This is a genomic window from Legionella sp. PATHC032 (assembly GCF_026191185.1).
GTDB lineage: Bacteria > Pseudomonadota > Gammaproteobacteria > Legionellales > Legionellaceae > Legionella.
In genome coordinates this window covers 1119832-1140353 of the sequence record NZ_JAPHOV010000001.1, presented here as the reverse complement: position 1 = coordinate 1140353, position 20522 = coordinate 1119832, and the positions used below count along the sequence as shown (strand labels likewise).

Sequence of the window (20522 nt, the reverse complement as noted above, 5' to 3'; positions counted from 1 at the left end):
ATAGGTGAACTGTCAGCTCTTACCTGAATCAACAGGTTTCCAGGAAACTCGATTAATCCATATTTTCGATACTCAGAAAATAATAAATAATCTTTCAAAAATATTCGTTTTACACATAATTTTTTCTCCTGGTTTAAAGCACTTGTTATTCGCATGTGATCAAATAATGGATTAAAAGTATTGCAAAAGTCAATTTGATCCTATAAGTTACTATTGAGATTAAATAACAGCTAAAGGACTATTATTATGCCAACTTATTTTGATCCTATTATGCAAGAAGATACTGTGCTGGATGAAAACACGATCGTTTACCTGGTTCGGATTGGTGATAATAAATTCAGCGTTAAAGCAATTTCATCAGGATTGGAACATCTCCCCAGCGATCCAACTACCCACGCGGAGAAATACTGGCCAATCCCTGCCAAATCATTAATTGATCATTCGAGTAACAAGTCCCTTTTTGAAGAGGATAAGTTAACCAATCAGCCCATAACCAAAGAACAGGTAATAGAGTTTTTTGCAATTGATCCTGATAAAACTGAACCCAAGCAATTTAGTGATTCTGTTAAGAGAGAGTTAACTGAAAACTGGGCACGAGAGGTACTACAGGATGAATTTGCTCACGCAGGGCAAAACCCCCATCTCTTTTTTTATCAACCGCTGTTCTTTGCACAACATGGAAATAATCCTGGTCAACAACAGGATAATGCAATGCCAATTCCTCTCCCACTCCTGATGTTTTCCTTGATACCACCTATGAATAATAATAACCAACAACAAATGACATTATTATTTTTTAACATACTCCTGGTACCACAGGATCAAGGCCATGAACCTGAGCAGGAAAATGAAGGCGAGCATGCTCCTTCTAATGGGCACTGACATCAAACCCAACTTGCATTTCCAACAAGATTAAGTCGGGCACAACGCCCGACATTTCTATTTTGACAGGTGTGCTCAGGCGGCAATGCTTTTTTAATAAGGTAGTTCGCAAGACATTTGATGCTCCATATCCATTTTATTATCTAAAATGTTAAGTCCGATTTTGTATTGGTCTTCTTGTTGTACAAAATATTCTTTTAATGTTTGAAGAGTGAGTTCATCAGGATAACTGAATTTTTTATTACTTAATAATCGATTTAGCCATGAGGCTTTCATATTCAGTGGCGATCCGTAAAACTGCTTGAGATCCGTATCGGCAAGCACAAAAATCTCACCTATCCATGGATCAAGGAGATAATTTTCAGTGATAACTACAGTATGATTAATGTCTTCAATATCATAAATAAGCGCAGGGATATTTTGTTGTCTCAGTAATGCAGCAAGATAAAAAGCCTGGTGTTCACAATTTCCTGCCATCCCCTTTGACATTGTATTTTTTATTGCCGCCCTCCCATCCAGAAAATCAATCTTGTTATTCTCAAGATGCTTAAATATCCTGAGCAGGAAAACTCTTATCTCACCGATACCATGAATAGCAACAGAGCTATTTTCCTCATATTGAGTCATTCTATCTTTATGAATTTTTGCGCTTAGTTCATTAATAACTAATGCAGAAGTGCTGGCGATACAAACTGACATAGTGGCTTTTAGAGCATTACACAGTTTTTTGTAATATTCCTCTGGTAAGTCTTTGAATTTAATTTCCCTGCCTTTGAAAAATCTGACCATGTCTAATCCCTTATATCCAATAAGGATTTTAGTTTACATACAAGTATGGGATGAGCAAGTAGAACAGTCTCTTTTCACCAAAACTACTCTTGCTAACTGTATTTGCTATACTTCAATCGGCATATATAAAAATGGAGTTTAAAATGACAAAATATAGAAGCGCAGGAACCGGCCGATACGTCACCAAAGAGTTCGCAAAAAAACATCCTGGAACAACCATTGGTGAACATAGCAAGCCAAAATCACAAAAAAAACCTAAAAAATAATCACCATTAAGTAATTGGCTTGAGATTGCTTTTTAGACAAAAAAAGACCATATTACCTTTAAAATAGCCCTTTAAAATAGGCCATTGAGAGGTTTGCTTGATGTTTTAGTATTAATCTATCAATATACATGTTGTGTACGAGGTCAATTCTATTAACGAATTCTCAGGATGGTTTAGTTAATAGAATAAGCCATTACTTTTACATTACATTTAACCATACGGATATTAGTTAATATAATGAAACATTTTTTAAAACTGTCTAGCCAGCACTCCTCAAATCAAAAAAAAAGAACCCAGACCGCTCAATTTGACGATAGCCGTTTAAGAGTTCGTCAGCCTCAATTTGGCACTATTACTATTGACTTTGTTGGCAGCGTAAGGTTTATCTTCACCTTTTCATTATTTTGTTTTAGAGCGATTGCTGGTTTGCTCACTAGTCCGATTTCCCGAAAAAACCTTTTTGATTTTGTATTTAATAGAACGAAAACTGGCCTTACAGGTCCAATTGACATCATTACAGTCAGAAGAAGATTAACAAAAGCGGCTCAGAAGATACAAGAAATAACTCCCAAAAAATCATTATTAGAAAAAATGTCTGAAGAACCGTCTATTTCGACCCACACGAAGCCAACTATCAAACCCAATACTACGCATACGCAGAATGTTTTTTTCACAAAATCTGAAGAGAAATCAGAAACAAAACCATTTAAAGCAGTTGAAGCCCATGATTTCAACAATTCTGAAGAACTTATGGCTTTTATGGCAAAAATCAATGAACTCATAGCACAAGACGAGGCAATAGCTATCCCGAAAAAGGAGGATAAGAACTTATCTACAGTAGAGGAAAAATATATTGAAAAATTAATTGAGATAATGAAAAACTCAGAATTATTAAAACATGAATTTTGGAATAGACTGGACCAGATGACTTATAAAGACATTAAATTATTTGTCACTAGACTCAGTCCAATTAAAGAAAAAGAGAAGTTTGGCTCAAGCGATCTGGATTATTTATGGCGTTATTTTAATGGTTTTGAATTTGAACCTTCAAAAAGGGAAAATAGAAAAAATAAATTTGCATTTATGCTAGAAGCCCTTTCAGAAGAACAGTTAAAAGCATCTTTTGATTCACCTGATTTTTTGAACCTTTTAAATAAAGATTCTTATATTGAAGCCGCAGCTAACACACTACATCGGAAACAATTGGCATTGTTTGCTTCAAATAGCAAAAGACATGACATTCTGAATTTAATGATAAAAAAACTGAAACCAAGCGCTTATTTGTTAGGTAAACTTGTTTCTGTTATGCCTTATGCCACTACAAAAATTAAAATAGCCCTAATCGCTCAGATTGCTCATTTACCTCATTCCGCTTCTTTTAAGATTGAACTTGCGAAATTAGCTGAACACTATATTGTTATGAATACTCAAACACATATAAAACGTTACCAGTCCCTACCTGCCCTCCCATCCAATACAACCCACAGTAAACCGCCCCTTTCAAAATGGTCTTCTGTAACCGCTATCTCCAAACCAATATATACTAACATACCTGTAGGAAAAGAAGATTGGACTGATGAAGCGTTTGATGCATTCCTGCGTGAACTGAATGCAACAACGTACATCATCCATGAGAAAAAAATAATTAATGATTTAAACAGTTTACCAGATCACAGAATTAAAATGATTGTAGAAAAAGCCTCTTCACCCGATTATAAGGATATACTGAAGCACCTTTGGATGATCGAGTCCAAGACAATAAATCATAAATCTTTCATAGAGAACAGAAAAAACCGCCTAAAAATTGTTCTAGAAAATTTATCAGAATCTCAATTAAAAAATTCCATAGAAGACAACAAGTTTTGGGATATTTTTAGAAACACCCAAGAGCCTTATTGTAAAATGGCTGCCAAAATATTATCCCCCAGGCAATTTGAAATAATCATTTCTAATGCCACACTCGAAAGGCATTCCGATTTTGCAGTAATCATTTCTCAAATTAAAAAAGACAACAGCGCTGACAAAGAAAGACTGAAAAAAATTATAGAGGCAATCATTCCCCACACTACTCCATGGTTTGCCTTAGCTTTAGAACTCCAAATAAAAGGTTTATTGGCAAGTGATAAATCCCTGTTTGAGAAATTTAACAATGATTTAAAAAAATCCCTCAGTCAATCCCTGGAAAAACCCGAAGTTAGTTTAAAATACAGAAGAGACAGAAGTCTAAATAGACATGCCATTTCTCATCTCCTGGCGGAACCATTTGAAAATTCTTATAAAACATCTTTTGGTCTTTAAAAGATACGCCTGCTTTTTTATTAAAATCTTTGCTCCTTACTGGGAATACAACGATGAAAACAAATCAATAGAGAATAGGAATGAATTTTTAACTGAATCCCAATTCATTGAATAAGTGACTCTGATAACTCTTTAAAACATGGTTTAAAATTGTCCCATGTTACGCTATATTGATGAGAAATTATTGACAGTATCCGACTTTCGGAATCCAACGCTCCACAATAAAAAAGGAATTAAACCATGTTGAAGCGCGCTCTCAATACTGCAAAAGCCAAACAACCCATCTCCACCACGGGGATATTTGCTCATACTTATTATTGGTTAACTTCTCCTGCTGGTGATCAATCCTATCAAAATCCTAATTACAAAAATGAACCAGATAATAATACAGGGACAGCGCTCTATTTTATCCATGGTACAGCCGATCAGCCTGCGGCATTTAAGCGTGTTGCTGAACGCTTGATTACGACTGGACTTCCTGATGAAATTTGCTCTCTGAATTTACTGGGCTTTGATCAACGTTACCAGGGAAAAAGTATCAAATTTTTTGCTGAACAACTCAAAAACAAAATAAAGGCCAATCATCATCAACGAATCATTTTAATAGCACACTCCAGAGGTGGGCTGGTTGCTTCTTATTTTGCAGAGTTTTTAGCTAAAGAAGCCTGCATTGAAGTCCCGCTGATAATTACAGTGGGGACTCCATTTAATGGCTCTTACCTTGCTGTACAACCATTATCATGGTTTTCTGATTCCGTTAGAGAAATGGAAATTGATAGTGAATTTCTTGCACAACTTAAACAAGAGATAGTAGAACACTCCATTAGCGCCTACCATTTTTTTATTGCAAAGGAAGATGCGATCGTACCAGGAGAATCAGGATATATTAAAGAATACGTCGATAAATACCCTGAATCACTACACATTTTAGATCGCCACGGCCACCTTTCCATCATGTCCTCCCATCGTTTGGTATCACATATTGCCGGTTTGCTCCACGATTGTATTGATCACAGTGAAACTCATGCAGAAGAAGAAATAAAAATTTCTAAATTAGGGGAACTCAGACTAATTGAAGACTATTTTTCTGTAAAATCTGAACAAGACTCCTCTTTCAATCCATAAATGTCCAGTCATGGATTTTTTGGTTATTATTTATTCAGAAAAATAAACTACTTTGGTAATTAGCGTTTTTGTAAACCACAGCTCATTATGATAATAAGTAAAATTTAGTAATAAACAGTATTATTTTCACTAATGAACAGTTATCCTGAACAAACCTCAAACAAATTGCTTGATAAGATAAAATTATGAATTTTAGTACTTGGTACTTTCCTTCTTTGGCTGCATTATTTCTTTATGGTGCCTGGGGATATTGGGGGACAAGAGCTGCTAATTTTATTAATCCCCTTTCCATCACTTTTTATTCAAGTATAGGGGTTTTAATTTCTGGGATTATTGCTTTGATTTTATTGGGTTTTAAACCTGAGCTTTCTGTTAAAGGGAGCACTTATGGTTTGCTAAATGGCTTGGCTAACGGGATTGCTTGTATTTTTTTTATTTTGGCATTACGCAATGGTCCCACCATGCCGGTAGTTTTGGTCACCTCTATGTATCCCATGATTACTTTAATATTCTGCATGATTTTTCTCAAACAAGAATTAAGTTTAAAACAAGGATTGGGGATGGTTTTCGCACTGATTGCCTTAGTTTTATTTTCAACGGAATAAGAAACTCTTGCTTGCCAAGTATTTCAAGGGGTTGACGAATCAATTTAGGGGATTGGAAGACCCCAATTTTTAATCAGATAGCATGAAAATCTTCTTGACTTATATAAACAATCTAATCAAGATGAAATCATCATGGCTAAAATAGGAGTAAAAAGGATCTATTGATTATTACAAACAAAACATGGGTTCGAAGCTTTTGTTGCATTAGCTATCGCTTTTAAACTTTTTTAAATAGGTTCCTAACTATGCGAAATAATAAAATGGGAGAAAAGATTCCAAGTTTTTTTCATCATGATAATAAAGCCAACTCACCTCAAATATTGGTAGACGCTCCATTAATCATTAAAGATAGCGAATTGTTGGACCTGTTAAATGTCCCAGTGGACAGGGATGAGAAATATCACCTGCTCATATCCTGCATTCGCAGTCACAGCCGCGACTATTTAAATCAAAGAATCAAGGTGAAAAGCCACACGATAATTGAAGGCGATGAACGTACTCCTCCCCATTGGACAACTGTCACAACCAAACGAGAATATGGTTACCTAAATCCTGGAAATAAAGACATTGAATTGACGACAACCCTGGCAAATATCATTGCTACCAATGAATTAAATTTTTCTTCTCCTCAAATGGTTGCCTTGTTTAGAGAGTTAATGATTAAGGGAGTCGATTTTACCGCCATAGATCAATCTCCTTACCTCAATTTAATACACCCCAAATCTGGCAATAACCCTCTCAAAAGTTTGATAGCAGCCAGTTTAGGTGATCCTGAAATTATCCACTTACTGCATGACTTCATTAGTTATATTGAAAATAAAACCCCTCACGATGAAGAATTATTGATTATCAACAATCAAGACAATTTTGAATTCGAAGCGATGCGACCGGCTGAATTTTTATTGCGGCTAGGACATGAAGATTTGGCTTTACGCTTATACAGGATGGGAGCTCAACCGACTGTACAAGCATTCCGACTGGCATGCTCCAGTTATGGCACCACCATTTATTACGAAGAAGCGATGGAATGCATTCAATTCTTGATGAATTCTGTTGAGTTGAATGAAACGGATTTAGTTGAAGGAAAAAATTCTCTGCAAAAAGCAAGTCCGGCACAATACAACGAGATGCTGACAAGAGTATTACGTTCCCTTCAGGAAGATTCGAAACTTGATACTGGACATTCTTCTCTCTTTGACATGATACAGAAAGACTACATAGAAAATTATCAGGATAAGATGTTTATTTCATTTCGTGATTTTTGTCAGAATGAAGCGAAAATTGATCATCCGTTGATTCAAAAATATGCTCTTTTACGCATTCGGCAAGAGAACGTAGGTAATGGTTTGTTCTCAGATTATTACCGCACTGAATCCAGACATTTGGCCGAGAAGAAATGGACTTTACTCAATAAAAATCAAAGAGCCAACCAATTAACACATGATCTCATTGATTTAATTGATACTAAACTTGGATCATTAAGCACGTTCCCTTCAGCCAAGCTATAATTTGAGGAACATACGGCAAGTTCAGCCCATTTAAGCTCTAACATTGATTTGAGCTCAATGAGTTCCATAGGCTAACTTGCTGAAAAAACAAGGGCAGCTTATTTTTTATTGAACAGATAAAGATACTCTCCGTACCCGGCTTTTTCCATTTCATTTTTTGGAATAAATTTCAAGGCAGCTGAATTCATGCAATATCGCAACCCGGTTGGTTCTGGGCCGTCTTTAAAGACATGGCCTAAATGAGAGTTAGCGTATTTAGAGCGAACTTCAGTACGCACAATAAAAAAATAGCTTCTGTCAGTATGGAAAACCAAATAGGATGTATCGATTGGCTTTGTAAAACTGGGCCAACCCGTTCCTGAATCGTATTTATCATTAGAACTAAACAAAGGTTCTCCTGATACTATATCAACATAAATACCTTCCTCTTTATTGTTCCAGTAAGCATTATCAAATGATTTTTCCGTTGCCCCATTTTGGGTTACCTGATATTGCAATGGAGTCAGTTTCTTAAGCTGCTCTGATTTGTTAAATTGAGGGGTATAGGCCATCACGTTTGGAATTATAAATAGATAAAATAAAATGCTGATTAATCTCGTCATGTCCTAACTCCACATGCACCGCCCATGCCCACATTGATGATGCTTACTTATAGTGTAGCAAGAGCACCCGATATTAGCGAAGAGAGTAAGAAATCTGTGTTTGCACCAGAATTAATATTCATACCCAAAAAACAAGACAGGCAGGGTGCTTGGACTTAAACTATTATATCCATTAAATTCATATTAAAGACTGTTAGTTACGAGCCAACTGTGAATCAAAAGCAAATAAAAAATCAGCTCGCCTTAAAATGGGCTCTTGAGCATCTGGCATTAAACGATGAATTTAAAATCATTGATCAACAGAAAATTATTGAAACCGCTTATTCAACAGTACATAGAATCACCTCTTCCGAAAGCAATGTTTATTATCTGAAGCAAACACCGGAAATGTTGTATCTGGAACCCCAAACAATAACCTGTCTTTATGAACAACGATGCCGCCATATCCCAACAATAATTGCGAAAAACAAGCATTTACATTGCTTTTTGATGCTGTCTTGTGGCGATGACACTTTACGGAATCTGTTTAAAGAAAAAATTGATTTGGAAATGCTTAAGGCAGGTATCCTTAATTATACGAAAATTCAACGAATAGTAGAGAATAAACTCCCACAACTCATAAAATTGGGTATCCCTGATTGGCGGCTTGAAAAATTTTCATCATTATATTACCAGCTGTTAGAACAAGAAGAACTTTTATTAAGTGATGGTCTATCAAAAAATGAAATTATCCTCCTAAACAGAGCATATGAAATTTGCTTTAATTTATGTGAGTCACTCTCCAAATACCAAATTCCAGAAACGATTAATCATTGCGATTTTCATGAAAATAACATGGTTCTTAATCAAAAGACAGGAACCATAAGCATCATTGACTGGGGAGAAACCGTTATCAGCCATCCGTTTTTTTCTCTGAATAGTTGCTTGTGGAACATGACTTACTTTTATCAAATAAAACAAACCGATAAAATATATGAAACATTGCAACGGCAATGTATTACTCGTTGGTTAGATCTGCATGACGAAACTGATTTAATAGATGCGCTAAAAATTGCCAACCAACTCAATGGAGTTTTTGCGGCATTAAGTTATAAGCGAATTTATGACGCAACTATGGATCAATCACTAACCGTACAACAGGAGCATCCTGGCTCCATAGCTGGCTGCCTAAGATCATTCTTAAACCATTTTCATTTAGCTTGACTGCTACATCAAGGCTATGTTTGCTGAGTTTCGCTAAGTGATCTTATTGACTCACCGCTTCTTGATACTCAAATTGTTTAAAAAAATCCACCTGTTCTTTAAGTACAAAAGGATGAGCCTGGACATGATCCAATGTGTCACTGACGGATTTAATCCACACAAAATCACTATATTTTCTAAAAGAATGATAAGCCATTTCAGCTCCAGCATAAGGTACATCACGATCGCCTTTAGTACCTACCAATAACAAAGGGGCTGTGGGTATAAAGTCGTAGTGGTTGAAATTAATTTTTAAAACCTCGGTATTTCGATCTGTCTTACTAATAATTCCATTAGAGAAATCAGGTTGAAAAATAAGTAGGGGATTTTGTGGCAAGGCTTGAAGAATTTCGGCAACAGTATGATATCCGTCCATCAATTCTGGAATAAGCGTATTGTATGGTGGAACAAAAATTTCATCAAAATTAGACCAATAATTCTTATAAGTTTGCAGTGCATAAAAAAAATAAGCCAGATAGGCTGTAGCTCTAGGTCCTGGTTCCAACATCACAAAATGCATGGTTTCTTCCCAACCATAAGGAGCTGAACCTGGGGCAACCGCAGTGACAGGTAAATCAGGATACTCTTTTGCAAGCATTTCAAACATAACAATCGTTGAGAATCCGCCTTCTGAATAGCCTGCCAGATACAACTTATCACTGATTGGGTAATGTAGCCTGTTGGCTAACTCCTTAGCGGCAAGCAACATATCAATGCTACTGCTGGCAAGAGTTTCTGCCTGAACATAAGGATGAAGTGTTAATTCATTATCGCCCAAACCAAGATAATCAGGCATCACCGTCATGTAACCTGCACTATTGCCATAGGCAGCAAGGTATATATAGTTTTTTTCATTATTTCTGGAAGGTACATCATTGCGTTCGAATCGGGTGCCGTGTTGATAGCTAACAATTCCCACTTGCCCCACAGGATGAGTTGGCATTGCAACTAATCCTGAGGCAATAGTCAAGCTTCCATCTGGTGCCTGGGTTTTATAATTAATTTTATATAATTGCAGATCATAATGTACTGAAAGCGTGTCTAAAGGCGGCATTTTCTTTAAAGCAATTTCTGCTGTTTCCCTGGGGAATTCACCTAGAGAAATATAATTAACCAGCTTCTCATGCTCCAGAGCAGCATGAGAGTTAAAGCAAAATATAATCCCACAAAATGTAAAAAGAATCCCTTTCAATACACGCATTGTTTCATAACCATCGTTAAAAAAGATGCAGATAATTACATGTTTAATAAGGAGAATCAAATGAAGCGGTTACTTGCTTTACTGCTAATGATACAATTTTCTAATTATGTATGGCTGGCAATTATTCCAGATTCTTTAAATAAAACAGATCTTTCCTGTTGGAAATCAACAGAAGAATATTTCGATTATTGGTAAAAATAAATGTTCTGCTAGAGAACATAGAAAGTTAGAATCAGATAAAAGGTTATTTATGGCAATTCATCTGAATAAAGAAATTATCCAATGGGGTTGCCAATTCCTTTCATCGCATGGTTATAAACTAAAAAGCAATCTGCCAGAAACTGTGCAAGATACACCTTGGTCTTATGTTGCTCGTTTTGCAACATCTGATGGTTACATTTATTTGAAACATACGCCAGAACGGCTTGCACTGGAAGCAGCCATTATCCAAACGTTACGAAATCAATTTCATGCTTCTGTTCCAAAGGTTATCGCACACAATGCTGAATTAAATTGTTTTTTAATGAAGGATGCAGGCCAATCTTTGAGAGAAATTCTAAAAAAGAAATTCGATATGGTATTGCTTCACAAAGCTGTTAATCAATTTACATTAATTCAGTTGGCTGTTGCAGATCATGTGGATGTTTTTCTTGATATTGGTGTTCCTGACTGGCGCCTGGATAAATTACCAGATTTATATATGCAATTGCTGTCTCAAAAAGACGTATTAATAGCAGATGGACTATCAGAAATAGAAATTGGCAACTTGGAAGCATTGTGCCCGAAGGTTTTTAATTTATGTAAAAAATTATCTGGCTATTCCATCAAACAAACGATTGTCCAACCTGATTTTAATGACAACAACACGCTCATAGATGATGTATCGCAAGATATCACAATCATTGATTTGGGTGAAATAGTGATTTCGCATCCATTTTTTTCCTTGCTAAATTGGTTACAACAAATAAAAAAACATCACGCACTAGCAGACAAAGATCATGCCTATCTAAAGCTCAAGAATTTTTGTTTTAAAAATTATATGAATTTTGAATCTAAAAAACACTTATTAGAGGCGTTTTCGATAGCACGCCTATTATTTTTTATTTATGGATCATTGTGCTGTTACCGATTGATGAGAGCTTGTGATAAAGCAAGCTTTACATCATCATTTCAAAGACATGGAAGACCAAGCATTCCCTTGAAAGAATTGATGACAAAATTGATATCGATTGACTAAGGCATAACAAGATCCAGAAAGAGCAGTCCTGATACAGGCATCTGATCATATCGCTAAAACTCACTATAAGGTGCGGCCAGAACTCTTATAACAAGCCTGTTTTATGTTAAATTTTCGACAACTCTCCAGAGAAATATACTATCATTAATTTTATAAGATAAATTTATTTTCAATTCCACAGTGAATTGATTTTCAAGGAATTTATGGTAATCACAATGTCCAGAGAAGAAGAGCAAGCTAAGAAAAAATTAGAAGAAGATAAAGTACAGGAAGATAAATTTATCAGAAGTACTGTAGATGATTATATCCGAGAATTCAGTAATATGTTACATGCTTGTGAACAACGAGTACGAAGAAAGCCTGCCGACAGCACAGCACTCTCAGCCGAAAAAGACGCAAAGACTCTTCGCGAATTCCTTGATGACCTTCAGAAAGCTCAACAAGAAGGACATGGAGACTTACCCATACTACGAACCCCGGCTGAATGGGCTGCTATCGATCAAATGCGACAAAGGTGTACACAGTACCAAATTGATCCCGCACAGAACCATAAAATGACGAATGAACAAACAGAAAAACCAATATCTGACTCCGAAATTTCTGAAGAAAATTTACGTCGGTTAAAGATATTAGATAGATACAAAGAAGCACCTCGCTCTGAAGAGGAAGAAGAGAAAGAAAGCAAAAGACTTATGAATCTTGCAGCCATCGGTAATAATACTTTTATTGCTTATGAAGACTTAGAAAAGATAGCTAAGAGCGGTAAACCGTTTTTTATCCCGCCCAACTCAAAAGAAGATGCTTGTCTATCTTGTGGTAATGGGCGTTTTTATAAAGGTTCATTATCAGAAATCCGTATGCAGTTAGCGCTTGACCTAAAAAAGGATCCTGAAAATGAGCGGATGAAAACTGGTTTGAGAAGAATTGAAAGTGAAATTTTTATGAAACCTAATTTAGCGTTACCCAAAAAAGAAAAAGACTTCACTGAAGGAGGAATAACTCCGCAAGAAAATACTTACACTACTCCAAACCCATTTTCAATAAAACCGAAAAAAGAGCCTATATAAGCCGATGTACTGATGAGCTTAACCACTTGGAGCCAAACAATTAGAAATCTTGCTAAAGAAATGAAACTTAATGGTTAATAACATAAGCTTTCAATAAATCAACCAAGAAAATGCCACCGCCATCAAGACAAACATAACACAGTTATTAAACATTACTGGTAGAAAAGGGTCATGGCTATGAAAACAACCTGTACTGCTACAGTCCGCGTCAAATTCAAAAGTTTAAATTGAGTTTGATCTGGCAGTCACCTCCTAAATAGCAACTGTCCGATCAAATTTGAACTACTTCATTGCAAGCTTAGGTGATTGTAAATCTTTGAGTGCCTTACTAAAAATATCTTCTACTGCCCGTTGCGAATCAGTTTTTATCCCGGTTACTTTACTAAATAATCCTTGAGCTTTGCTAAGGGTCATATATTCGGAGCTTTCTTTAAATTTCTTTATAAAGTCTTTTAAATCATCTAAATTATCAATTTTTTCTATATCATTTTTTAAATTATTAATTATTGCGCGTTTTAATATATCTCCTTTTACTTGACTGTATCTATCTTTAAAAGATTGGTCACCTATTTTTTCATCTACCTTTGCTGTAAAAAGATGGAAGCGTGATCCTATTTTCCCGTTCAGGTATTCTTTCACAGCAATATCGCAATTAGTTAATATTTCTTTAAAATATTCACTCCATTTAAATTGACCTGGTTTTTCAGAATGATATTTTACAAGTTGGGAACGTCCAGTATCTTTAAGCCCATTATACATCTCCTTTCCATCTATCTCATCATCATCACAAATCAAACGAAATCCTGGTAAACATTCAGGTTTTTTTTCGTGTGATACCACTGCATTGTACTTATCTTCCCCTGGTCCTATTTTATTTCCTACGCCACGAGGATAAATAGTAATATTTCGATGATCAATATTTTCGAATTCTAAAAGAGCTTTAATATAATTTTCATGATTACGGCTGATTATTACAATTTTTACCTGTGGATGTAATTTATTGACATCTTGTAGAAATTTCTTGGCATTTTCTGTTATTTTAACCTTATTGTCGGATGCATCATACTCATTTTTATAATGCATCCTTTCATCAAAAGTCTCTTTATTACTCAAAGCTTCACATAGGGGGGAACTAATCACTTCTCTGCCATGTACACCAGTTATTGTTCCATCGAAATCCAGATAAACGATGTTCTTTACCATACCTTCATTTCTTTTTGAAGTTTCACCAAAAGACACTGATTTAGTCATGATTATTTCCTCGTAAAACCACCCTATGCATACATTTAACCACCATGAACATTTAATGTACAATTAATTGTTTTCATAAGTCATATTGTTTCTAATAATATCTATTGTTTTTCAATAGGTTAATGATTGCTCGTGCGCTTGCGTTCAGCTAAATATGAAATTAATCAGCGGTACCAAATTAAAAGGAAGAACATCATGAGGTTATTAAATTAAAATGTATGGCAATTTATTTTATCCACCATTATGAAATGACTCTCAGGTAAGTTTGAGTACATATCTGTATCTGAAATCAAGTTCTGAGAATATGCTGACCCCGAGAATGTGTTAGTGCATCAACGCTATACTGGTGAATTAAATGGATTTTTGTATTTATTCACATATAGTTAATTAAACTATCAATGAAAAAAAGATGAAACCTAATGGTTAGTAACACAAGCTTTCTATCAATCAACCAAACAAATGCTTCACCGCTGTCAAGACAAACAGATAGACAAAGTTTGCATAAATCATAACCCCAAGATACCCTATAATGAGAAATAATCCATCTTTTTCTATCAATCCCAAGCTAAAAATAATTAACAAAGTGGCAAAAATAAAATTACTAAATGGAATTGGCAACATCAATAATAGAGAAAGGAAGAAAATAACAATTCCATGGATTATTTCCATAAAGCGGGAAGTCATAAACAGCCATCTGGGTTTTAAAAAATATTCAACTTTAATTAAGTAAGGAACGGTTTTATGTATAAACCTGGCCATTGTTTCCTGGTGAATGGTTCGTTCCGCAATCATTTTTGGTAGCCACATTGTTTTTCTGGCAAAAATCATTTGAAATGCAAATAGCAATATTGGAACACTAAAAACCAGGGAGATGCCAGGAATAAATGAGAAAGGCAGCGCGCTGGGCAATGCAAAAAATAACAGCACAATTCCAAAGGCACGCTCTCCAAGCACTTGTAAAATGCTTTGATAAGTGACGTCCCCCTTTAACTCCTGATGACTTGCGATTTCTAAAAGGGTATCAGAAGAGCGCTTAATGCTTTTTTTCATAAAAAATCCAGGTCAAAATACATAACGTTAATTTATCGACTGTTTGGGGAAATTTTTTACCTTAAGAATTTTTGAAGCGCACATTTTCTCTAACTCTGCTCTGCAGAAAACGCAGGAGTACTTCAAGTTATGATGTGAACTTAACGAATTCTTGTAATAAGAAAATGATTAAAATAATAGCCGCCATTAGAATAAGAATTTTAAATCCTAAACTCGCTGATTCCTTAATTTGCTCATTAGTTTCTGAGGAAGTTTCTTTTGATTGTTTTTCATCAATGTTTTCGTCTTTAAGCAAATTTTTCTTATCAATAGAGCGAGAAATGTAATAGGAAAAATATCCTGTAATTAAGCAAGGTATAAAAAAAGTCAACCAGACAAGAATTTTACTTACAGGTGAAGAATAATAATATGTATCTTCCAGGTATGCTATCATGCTGCTAACAAAATCGGGAACATTATAATGCAATTCCCAGATTAAAAAAGGCATTATAAACACACTAAAGAAAAAGAGAACTAAAAAAATAATCAAACAAATTATCCCCATTAAAGATAATTTGCTATTGTTATCATACCAACTATTCTCCATAGGTTCCTTCCATAAAGTGACCAATTAACTAAAATTATTCTTTTTTAAATTTTAGAATATCAGCATCCATAATATAACAGGATATAATTTAAGCAAATTTTTGAAAATTAATATCCGCCATGCCCTTTATGCTTTTCGTGTTCATGTGCAGCCGATTGCCCATTAGCCTGTAAAACATTATCCGCACTTGATGATAAAGTACAAGCAGCAAAAAAAATATTGCACCCACTGATAACATCAAAGCATTAACTTTCTTCAATCCTCCATCATCAAGCATCGTAAAACTCCTATTGCATTTTGATAAAATTTATAAGTGTTTTACAAAAAATTATCTTACTCTTCTTATCCTCAGAATTTTTTAGTTCATTATTTTTCTAATGACATTAAGTATAGTCTTTTCAAGCTATTAAGCCCCTTTTTGATGCTTTTTTACTACGTTAAACTTCTATTAGCTTTAAATAAATTATGCTATAGCCTATTGATTGAATGTTACAATAATTGATTATTTAACTCAAAATGAACTGAAATGAGTTCTGGTGTATTTATAATTTTATCGGCAATACTCCATGCCGCATGGAATACCTTTGCCAAACGTAACTCAACACCCTACTACGAAGTATTGGGAATTATGAGTTTTGCAACCATATTTTCACTTCTATTTATTCCTTTTTTCTCTGGCCCTTTGTTTGAAACATCTGATTCCTTGTTATGGGCGCTAACCTCTGGTTTATTTGAAGGAGGTTATATAATCACATTAGCTATCAGTCTTAGTCAGTCTTCACTTGGAAAAGCCTACATTATTATGCGAGGGAGTGCCATGATAATTGTCTGGTTTATCTCGGCATGTTTCCTTGGTGAAAATATAAATTTATTTAATATCCTGGGCGTATCCTCTGTCCTTTTTGGATTGATTCTTACAAGTCAAACCTTTAACAGTGATGAATCAAGGCAATTATTATTCCCCATTCTATGTGGTATATGTATTGCGGGCTATCATTTATGCTATGGTCGTTCTTTAGCATATGGCGCAAACCCAGCCGCACTTTTTTCTGCAGCTTTATGGATAGGTTTACCTTGTGTTTTTCTTTTGATGAAGAAAAAACAAAGGCAAGTATTCAAAGAACAAGTCAAATCAAATTGGAAAATAACTTCTCTAGGAGGAATTATAAGCGCATTATCCTTCTTACTATTTTTAATCGGGTTGCGTCATTCGGAAGCGGGACTTGCCCTTACTCTCAGAAACACCTCAGTAGTCTTTGCGCAAATATTTGCTTACTTTATTGGTGAAAAGATATCTCAATACCAGTGGGTTGGAGCTTTCCTGGTAGCTTTTGGGGCTAGCATAATATATCCATATTAAAAACGCATGAGTCCATTGAGCATTTAGCCTCCTTAATCTGACAAAATAATACTTAGATCATTATTTTAAATGAGCATTTAGATTATGTATTAAGCGGTTGCCGTCTTTTAGGGCGCGACTTTAAAGAGTTGCCTTTAGAAACTCAAAATCGTCTTAAAGAATTCTTTAAGAACAAGGTATTAATGGATAAGCTGGCAATTTCAGTCACTCAGCCTCAAATTGATTATGAGATGGGTGTATCTATGCTTAAAATGATGAAACGAGAATCCAATGATTAAAGTAAAATCCCATTTGCAAGCAAACGGGCTACGCTAGCTGTCATGCCATACTTCCAAAAACGCCTCTGCCTTCTCAGGTGATCGTTCCCTTCCTGACTGTAAATTAAAATTAAAAGCTTCGGACACAACAATCAATGGGGTCAGGCTCGATTGATTTCTAGTTACCAATTAGTAACTAATTGTTAATTGAAGTGATCTAGGGTACTTTTTAAATGATTTTAACAACAAGGAGTACCAATGAAACGACGAGTCATGTTGACCTTGGCCAGTTATTTAATGAGTCATGCCGCTTTGGGAGTCGCAGGTTCCGTTCAGGAAACGAATAAACAAATCGTAACGCAGTTTTATCAAAAAGCATTGAATGACAAAAATTTTGATGAAGCACAAAATTATCTGGGATCCTGGTATATTCAACATAATCCGATGGCTCAAGATGGTTTGGATGGATTTAAAAATTATCTTAATTATTTAAAAAATACCTACCCTCAATCTCATGGCGAGATAAAACGCATCATTGCTGATGGAGATTATGTTGTGATACATGTTCATTCTGTATTGGAGCCGAATACTAAAGGACGGGCCATTATTGATATTTTCCGCTTGGAAAATGGCAAAATTTATGAACACTGGGATGTCATACAACCTATTCCTGATGAAGCAGCCAATAACAATGGCATGTTTTAAATAATCAACAGTGTCAAACTCTGAAGTATCGCCAGTTTTTGGCTCTACACCAAATACGTACATAATTACTCATAATTATTAATTGCCGTTATTCACTCCATTAATTTATATACTGCAAGCTTGTATACATCAGGATCATGAATATGAGTTCGGGTCAGAGCCTGAACGATACCGTCATAATTTTACACAATTATAATTTCCCCAATCTAAGGCATAATTACTGATATAAGAAAAAGTTTGTATCAGTAGTTTTTTACTCACTTTATAAAAAGTTAAATGCTTCTAAAGTTAAATGCTTCTAATGAATTAGATCACGAACTACCATGCATGTCTATTCTTCATATTTTACAATCTACCGTTTTATATATCTTTTTTTTAAAATTTGACGGGATTGATCAGGATTTGACCCTAATTCAAATCAGTGTAACCTGTCTCTTTTTAGTGGGGGATCAACAAATGAGCCAGTTCTTTAAAATCATGCACAATCATATCTGCATTGGCCAGCTGATCCCTGCTCAGGGTTGTCAGTAAACCCGCAACCCGCATTCCTCCCGCTTTCGCAGCTGCTACACCGTGTTCCGAATCCTCTATAACCAAACAGTTTTCAGGATTGGATTGCAAACGATGCGCTGCCAGCAAATAACCTTCTGGAGAAGGTTTACCCAAGCTTACATCTTCACAACTTACAATGGTTTTAAAATAGCAAGCCAAGCGACCGCAATGAATTTTTTCAAGAATTTTTATTATGGAATAGCGATTGGATCCGCTGCAGATACCGATTTTTCCATATTGTCTAGCTACTCGAACTAAAAACCAATCCAGATCCAGTGTCATAGGCAATTGCTCACTGTTCTCGATTAACTCATTATAAACTGTGACCTTGCGTTCTATAAGTTGATGTATTTCAGTTGAAGAGAAGGCAAGACCCTTATCATTGAGTATTTTGGGAAACACACTGATGTCGCTTAATCCCAGGTAATGGGTCGTATATTCTTCATAATCAAGACTAATCCCCGATTGATTCAGTACCTGGACTAACGCTTCAAAATGCATGGGTTCACTGTTAAGTATTACACCGTCAAAATCAAAGATTATCGTATCTATCATGTATTGCCTCAGTAAATTGACATTGTTAAACATATATATTGTCAATTACCCAAGAGAAATTACTTTCACGCTGGACGCTTGATAAAAGGGATATTTCATTTTATTTTAGACAACTATTCTTAAAATTGCTTGTATTTGTCTGCTTAATCAAAAGTGGTATAGGAATTTTTAAACCACCTATTTCCTATTTTTCAAAAGTAAAGAACTTAAAATAGTAACAAGAAACTATTATTTTTTATTAACACCCAGACCATTTTCATGAACAATTTCTCATACTTTCCCAGCACTACTTCATTTTTATGTACTATTTGTGCCCATTTATAAATCCGGGTCGACAACAAGCCTCATAATGATTTCATGGCCTTTTACTCTTTGCTTATAGTGTCATTTGGCTAACTACCTTGGTTGGTGATGCACGAATAACTAATGATGCTTTAATTGATGCTTGCGATTTTTGCTGTTGATTCATGTGCGCCAAAATTTTGTGAATCAGCCGCTGCCCTTCAATACACGCAATGATTCTTACATGAGTTAAGAAAAGCATAGAAAACTTACAAAAGAAAACTTCAATCGAGGCAAGACATTTAGTTTGAAATTGGAATAGCCATCCAAAACATTATGCAAATGAATTTACAAACAATTAAATCTCTTGATGGTAAAATCGAATATGTTTTTATAAGGAATTACTTTGGCTGTCATCTACTACATTTGTAAAATGAGCCTAATTGATTAATAACCGCAGCTTTCTTGGAAACATCCAAAACTTCCATCCAAGGCATATAGTTGTTACTTGTATCTATATAAGAGACTGTTCTTTGTCCCATAAAAGCTTTTAATTCTTTCAATAAATTTGAGCCGATACCTTTAAAACGATGTATAGGACTTACATAGAGATGATTAATGAATACTTCCGATTCAAAATCCGTGAATAAGACAATGCCCACAATATTATTCTTTATTCTAGCAATAATGGCATATTTGTAATTCTCTGGTTTTAGCATATAAGCGGCTAACTCGGTGCTAGTCATTAAAATTCGATTAGCCTTGATAAAAGCAGCGGTTTCATTAAAATCTTTAGCGCAAAACAAAGAGTAACTAACTCTTGCTTTATAATTCAAATAAGTGTCATCAAAAAACATAAATTGCAACATTGGCGACCTGGATGGCGTATATTTAAATACATAACCCGCCAAATGTACAGCATAAGTGATTCAAAAGACCGGGATTTCATCGTAGTTCATCAGGAGCTGACCTTAAATCACTATTAAGGGAGTTAATTTCTTTAGAGAAAAATAGAGTTTCTTAATTTATCTCACTTAATTTTTTGACTTATTTAAAAATAAGGAGATCACCTAAACATGTTACAATACCTGACAAATTGTAA

21 protein-coding genes are annotated in these 20522 nt (G+C 35.0%); 12 read left to right on the top strand and 9 right to left on the bottom strand.

Going from position 1 to position 20522, the window contains the following annotated elements:
* Window positions 1–246 precede the first annotated feature (246 nt).
* Window positions 247–882 carry a hypothetical protein gene (locus tag OQJ02_RS05225; protein WP_265718187.1) on the top strand — a complete coding sequence of 212 codons (636 nt, stop codon included), beginning with the start codon at window positions 247–249 and terminating at the stop codon, window positions 880–882.
* A 93-nt stretch (window positions 883–975) separates the two neighbouring features.
* On the opposite strand, the gene OQJ02_RS05220 is transcribed toward OQJ02_RS05225, so the two are convergent.
* Window positions 976–1671: a hypothetical protein gene (locus tag OQJ02_RS05220; RefSeq protein ID WP_265718186.1), complete on the bottom strand. Its 696-nt coding sequence runs from the start codon at window positions 1669–1671 to the stop codon at window positions 976–978.
* Between the two features lie 143 nt (window positions 1672–1814).
* Between OQJ02_RS05220 and OQJ02_RS05215 the strand changes: the two genes are divergently transcribed.
* From OQJ02_RS05215 to OQJ02_RS05195, 5 genes are all read left to right on the top strand, one after another.
* On the top strand, window positions 1815–1937 hold the full coding sequence (locus tag OQJ02_RS05215) for a multidrug transporter (RefSeq protein ID WP_265718185.1): 123 nt from the start codon (window positions 1815–1817) through the stop codon (window positions 1935–1937).
* A gap of 237 nt (window positions 1938–2174) precedes the next feature.
* Window positions 2175–4235, top strand: a complete 2061-nt coding sequence (locus tag OQJ02_RS05210; RefSeq protein ID WP_265718184.1) for a hypothetical protein — start codon at window positions 2175–2177, stop codon at window positions 4233–4235.
* A gap of 240 nt (window positions 4236–4475) precedes the next feature.
* A complete protein-coding gene (locus tag OQJ02_RS05205; protein WP_265718183.1) occupies window positions 4476–5360 on the top strand; it encodes an alpha/beta hydrolase in 885 nt (294 codons plus the stop codon).
* Window positions 5361–5545: 185 nt separating this feature from the next.
* Entirely contained in the window at window positions 5546–5965 is a 420-nt protein-coding gene (locus OQJ02_RS05200; protein WP_265718182.1) for an EamA family transporter, read from the top strand.
* A gap of 245 nt (window positions 5966–6210) precedes the next feature.
* Window positions 6211–7473, top strand: a complete 1263-nt coding sequence (locus OQJ02_RS05195; protein ID WP_265718181.1) for a hypothetical protein — start codon at window positions 6211–6213, stop codon at window positions 7471–7473.
* 98 nt (window positions 7474–7571) lie between these two features.
* On the opposite strand, the gene msrB is transcribed toward OQJ02_RS05195, so the two are convergent.
* The gene (msrB, locus tag OQJ02_RS05190; protein ID WP_272927836.1) at window positions 7572–8024 is read right to left on the bottom strand and encodes a peptide-methionine (R)-S-oxide reductase MsrB; all 453 of its coding nucleotides are present in this window, start codon (window positions 8022–8024) and stop codon (window positions 7572–7574) included.
* Window positions 8025–8285: 261 nt separating this feature from the next.
* On the opposite strand from msrB, the gene OQJ02_RS05185 reads away from it, so the two are divergent.
* A complete protein-coding gene (locus tag OQJ02_RS05185) occupies window positions 8286–9278 on the top strand; it encodes a phosphotransferase (protein ID WP_265718179.1) in 993 nt (330 codons plus the stop codon).
* A 43-nt stretch (window positions 9279–9321) separates the two neighbouring features.
* Here OQJ02_RS05185 and OQJ02_RS05180 read toward each other — a convergent pair whose 3' ends face one another.
* Window positions 9322–10518 carry an alpha/beta hydrolase family protein gene (locus OQJ02_RS05180; RefSeq protein ID WP_265718178.1) on the bottom strand — a complete coding sequence of 399 codons (1197 nt, stop codon included), beginning with the start codon at window positions 10516–10518 and terminating at the stop codon, window positions 9322–9324.
* Window positions 10519–10578: 60 nt separating this feature from the next.
* On the opposite strand from OQJ02_RS05180, the gene OQJ02_RS05175 reads away from it, so the two are divergent.
* From OQJ02_RS05175 to OQJ02_RS05165, 3 genes are all read left to right on the top strand, one after another.
* A complete protein-coding gene (locus OQJ02_RS05175; RefSeq protein WP_265718177.1) occupies window positions 10579–10713 on the top strand; it encodes a hypothetical protein in 135 nt (44 codons plus the stop codon).
* Window positions 10714–10768: 55 nt separating this feature from the next.
* Complete coding sequence (locus OQJ02_RS05170; RefSeq protein WP_265718176.1) at window positions 10769–11755, top strand: aminoglycoside phosphotransferase family protein; 987 nt, start codon at window positions 10769–10771, stop codon at window positions 11753–11755.
* Between the two features lie 215 nt (window positions 11756–11970).
* Window positions 11971–12822, top strand: a complete 852-nt coding sequence (locus OQJ02_RS05165) for a hypothetical protein (protein ID WP_265718175.1) — start codon at window positions 11971–11973, stop codon at window positions 12820–12822.
* A 282-nt stretch (window positions 12823–13104) separates the two neighbouring features.
* Here the strand turns inward: OQJ02_RS05165 and OQJ02_RS05160 are convergent, their stop codons facing one another.
* From OQJ02_RS05160 to OQJ02_RS05145, 4 genes are all read right to left on the bottom strand, one after another.
* Window positions 13105–14073 carry a hypothetical protein gene (locus OQJ02_RS05160; protein WP_265718174.1) on the bottom strand — a complete coding sequence of 323 codons (969 nt, stop codon included), beginning with the start codon at window positions 14071–14073 and terminating at the stop codon, window positions 13105–13107.
* Window positions 14074–14520: 447 nt separating this feature from the next.
* Window positions 14521–15123: an exopolysaccharide biosynthesis protein gene (locus OQJ02_RS05155; protein WP_265718173.1), complete on the bottom strand. Its 603-nt coding sequence runs from the start codon at window positions 15121–15123 to the stop codon at window positions 14521–14523.
* A 127-nt stretch (window positions 15124–15250) separates the two neighbouring features.
* Window positions 15251–15709 (bottom strand): hypothetical protein, encoded by a 459-nt coding sequence (locus OQJ02_RS05150; protein WP_322783374.1) that lies wholly within the window; start codon window positions 15707–15709, stop codon window positions 15251–15253.
* Window positions 15710–15797: 88 nt separating this feature from the next.
* Window positions 15798–15986: a hypothetical protein gene (locus tag OQJ02_RS05145; RefSeq protein WP_265718171.1), complete on the bottom strand. Its 189-nt coding sequence runs from the start codon at window positions 15984–15986 to the stop codon at window positions 15798–15800.
* Between the two features lie 249 nt (window positions 15987–16235).
* On the opposite strand from OQJ02_RS05145, the gene OQJ02_RS05140 reads away from it, so the two are divergent.
* Entirely contained in the window at window positions 16236–17069 is an 834-nt protein-coding gene (locus OQJ02_RS05140) for a DMT family transporter (RefSeq protein ID WP_265718170.1), read from the top strand.
* Window positions 17070–17584: 515 nt separating this feature from the next.
* On the top strand, window positions 17585–18031 hold the full coding sequence (locus OQJ02_RS05135; protein WP_265718169.1) for an ester cyclase: 447 nt from the start codon (window positions 17585–17587) through the stop codon (window positions 18029–18031).
* Window positions 18032–18469: 438 nt separating this feature from the next.
* Here OQJ02_RS05135 and OQJ02_RS05130 read toward each other — a convergent pair whose 3' ends face one another.
* On the bottom strand, window positions 18470–19138 hold the full coding sequence (locus tag OQJ02_RS05130) for an HAD family hydrolase (RefSeq protein ID WP_265718168.1): 669 nt from the start codon (window positions 19136–19138) through the stop codon (window positions 18470–18472).
* Between the two features lie 695 nt (window positions 19139–19833).
* Window positions 19834–20289, bottom strand: coding sequence for a GNAT family N-acetyltransferase (locus OQJ02_RS05125; protein WP_265718167.1), 456 nt, complete (start codon window positions 20287–20289; stop codon window positions 19834–19836).
* Window positions 20290–20522: the final 233 nt, after the last annotated feature.

Excerpts from the sequence above, each read along its gene's own strand:
- OQJ02_RS05225 (WP_265718187.1), top strand. The coding sequence starts at position 247 with ATGCCAACTTATTTTGATCCTATTATGCAAGAAGATACTGTGCTGGAT.
- OQJ02_RS05220 (WP_265718186.1), bottom strand. The coding sequence starts at position 1,671 with ATGGTCAGATTTTTCAAAGGCAGGGAAATTAAATTCAAAGACTTACCA.
- OQJ02_RS05215 (WP_265718185.1), top strand. The coding sequence starts at position 1,815 with ATGACAAAATATAGAAGCGCAGGAACCGGCCGATACGTCACCAAAGAG.
- OQJ02_RS05210 (WP_265718184.1), top strand. The coding sequence starts at position 2,175 with ATGAAACATTTTTTAAAACTGTCTAGCCAGCACTCCTCAAATCAAAAA.
- OQJ02_RS05205 (WP_265718183.1), top strand. The coding sequence starts at position 4,476 with ATGTTGAAGCGCGCTCTCAATACTGCAAAAGCCAAACAACCCATCTCC.
- OQJ02_RS05200 (WP_265718182.1), top strand. The coding sequence starts at position 5,546 with ATGAATTTTAGTACTTGGTACTTTCCTTCTTTGGCTGCATTATTTCTT.
- OQJ02_RS05195 (WP_265718181.1), top strand. The coding sequence starts at position 6,211 with ATGCGAAATAATAAAATGGGAGAAAAGATTCCAAGTTTTTTTCATCAT.
- msrB (WP_272927836.1), bottom strand. The coding sequence starts at position 8,024 with ATGGCCTATACCCCTCAATTTAACAAATCAGAGCAGCTTAAGAAACTG.
- OQJ02_RS05180 (WP_265718178.1), bottom strand. The coding sequence starts at position 10,518 with ATGCGTGTATTGAAAGGGATTCTTTTTACATTTTGTGGGATTATATTT.
- OQJ02_RS05175 (WP_265718177.1), top strand. The coding sequence starts at position 10,579 with ATGAAGCGGTTACTTGCTTTACTGCTAATGATACAATTTTCTAATTAT.
- OQJ02_RS05170 (WP_265718176.1), top strand. The coding sequence starts at position 10,769 with ATGGCAATTCATCTGAATAAAGAAATTATCCAATGGGGTTGCCAATTC.
- OQJ02_RS05165 (WP_265718175.1), top strand. The coding sequence starts at position 11,971 with ATGTCCAGAGAAGAAGAGCAAGCTAAGAAAAAATTAGAAGAAGATAAA.
- OQJ02_RS05160 (WP_265718174.1), bottom strand. The coding sequence starts at position 14,073 with ATGACTAAATCAGTGTCTTTTGGTGAAACTTCAAAAAGAAATGAAGGT.
- OQJ02_RS05155 (WP_265718173.1), bottom strand. The coding sequence starts at position 15,123 with ATGAAAAAAAGCATTAAGCGCTCTTCTGATACCCTTTTAGAAATCGCA.
- OQJ02_RS05150 (WP_322783374.1), bottom strand. The coding sequence starts at position 15,709 with ATGGAGAATAGTTGGTATGATAACAATAGCAAATTATCTTTAATGGGG.
- OQJ02_RS05145 (WP_265718171.1), bottom strand. The coding sequence starts at position 15,986 with ATGCTTGATGATGGAGGATTGAAGAAAGTTAATGCTTTGATGTTATCA.
- OQJ02_RS05140 (WP_265718170.1), top strand. The coding sequence starts at position 16,236 with ATGAGTTCTGGTGTATTTATAATTTTATCGGCAATACTCCATGCCGCA.
- OQJ02_RS05135 (WP_265718169.1), top strand. The coding sequence starts at position 17,585 with ATGAAACGACGAGTCATGTTGACCTTGGCCAGTTATTTAATGAGTCAT.
- OQJ02_RS05130 (WP_265718168.1), bottom strand. The coding sequence starts at position 19,138 with ATGATAGATACGATAATCTTTGATTTTGACGGTGTAATACTTAACAGT.
- OQJ02_RS05125 (WP_265718167.1), bottom strand. The coding sequence starts at position 20,289 with ATGTTGCAATTTATGTTTTTTGATGACACTTATTTGAATTATAAAGCA.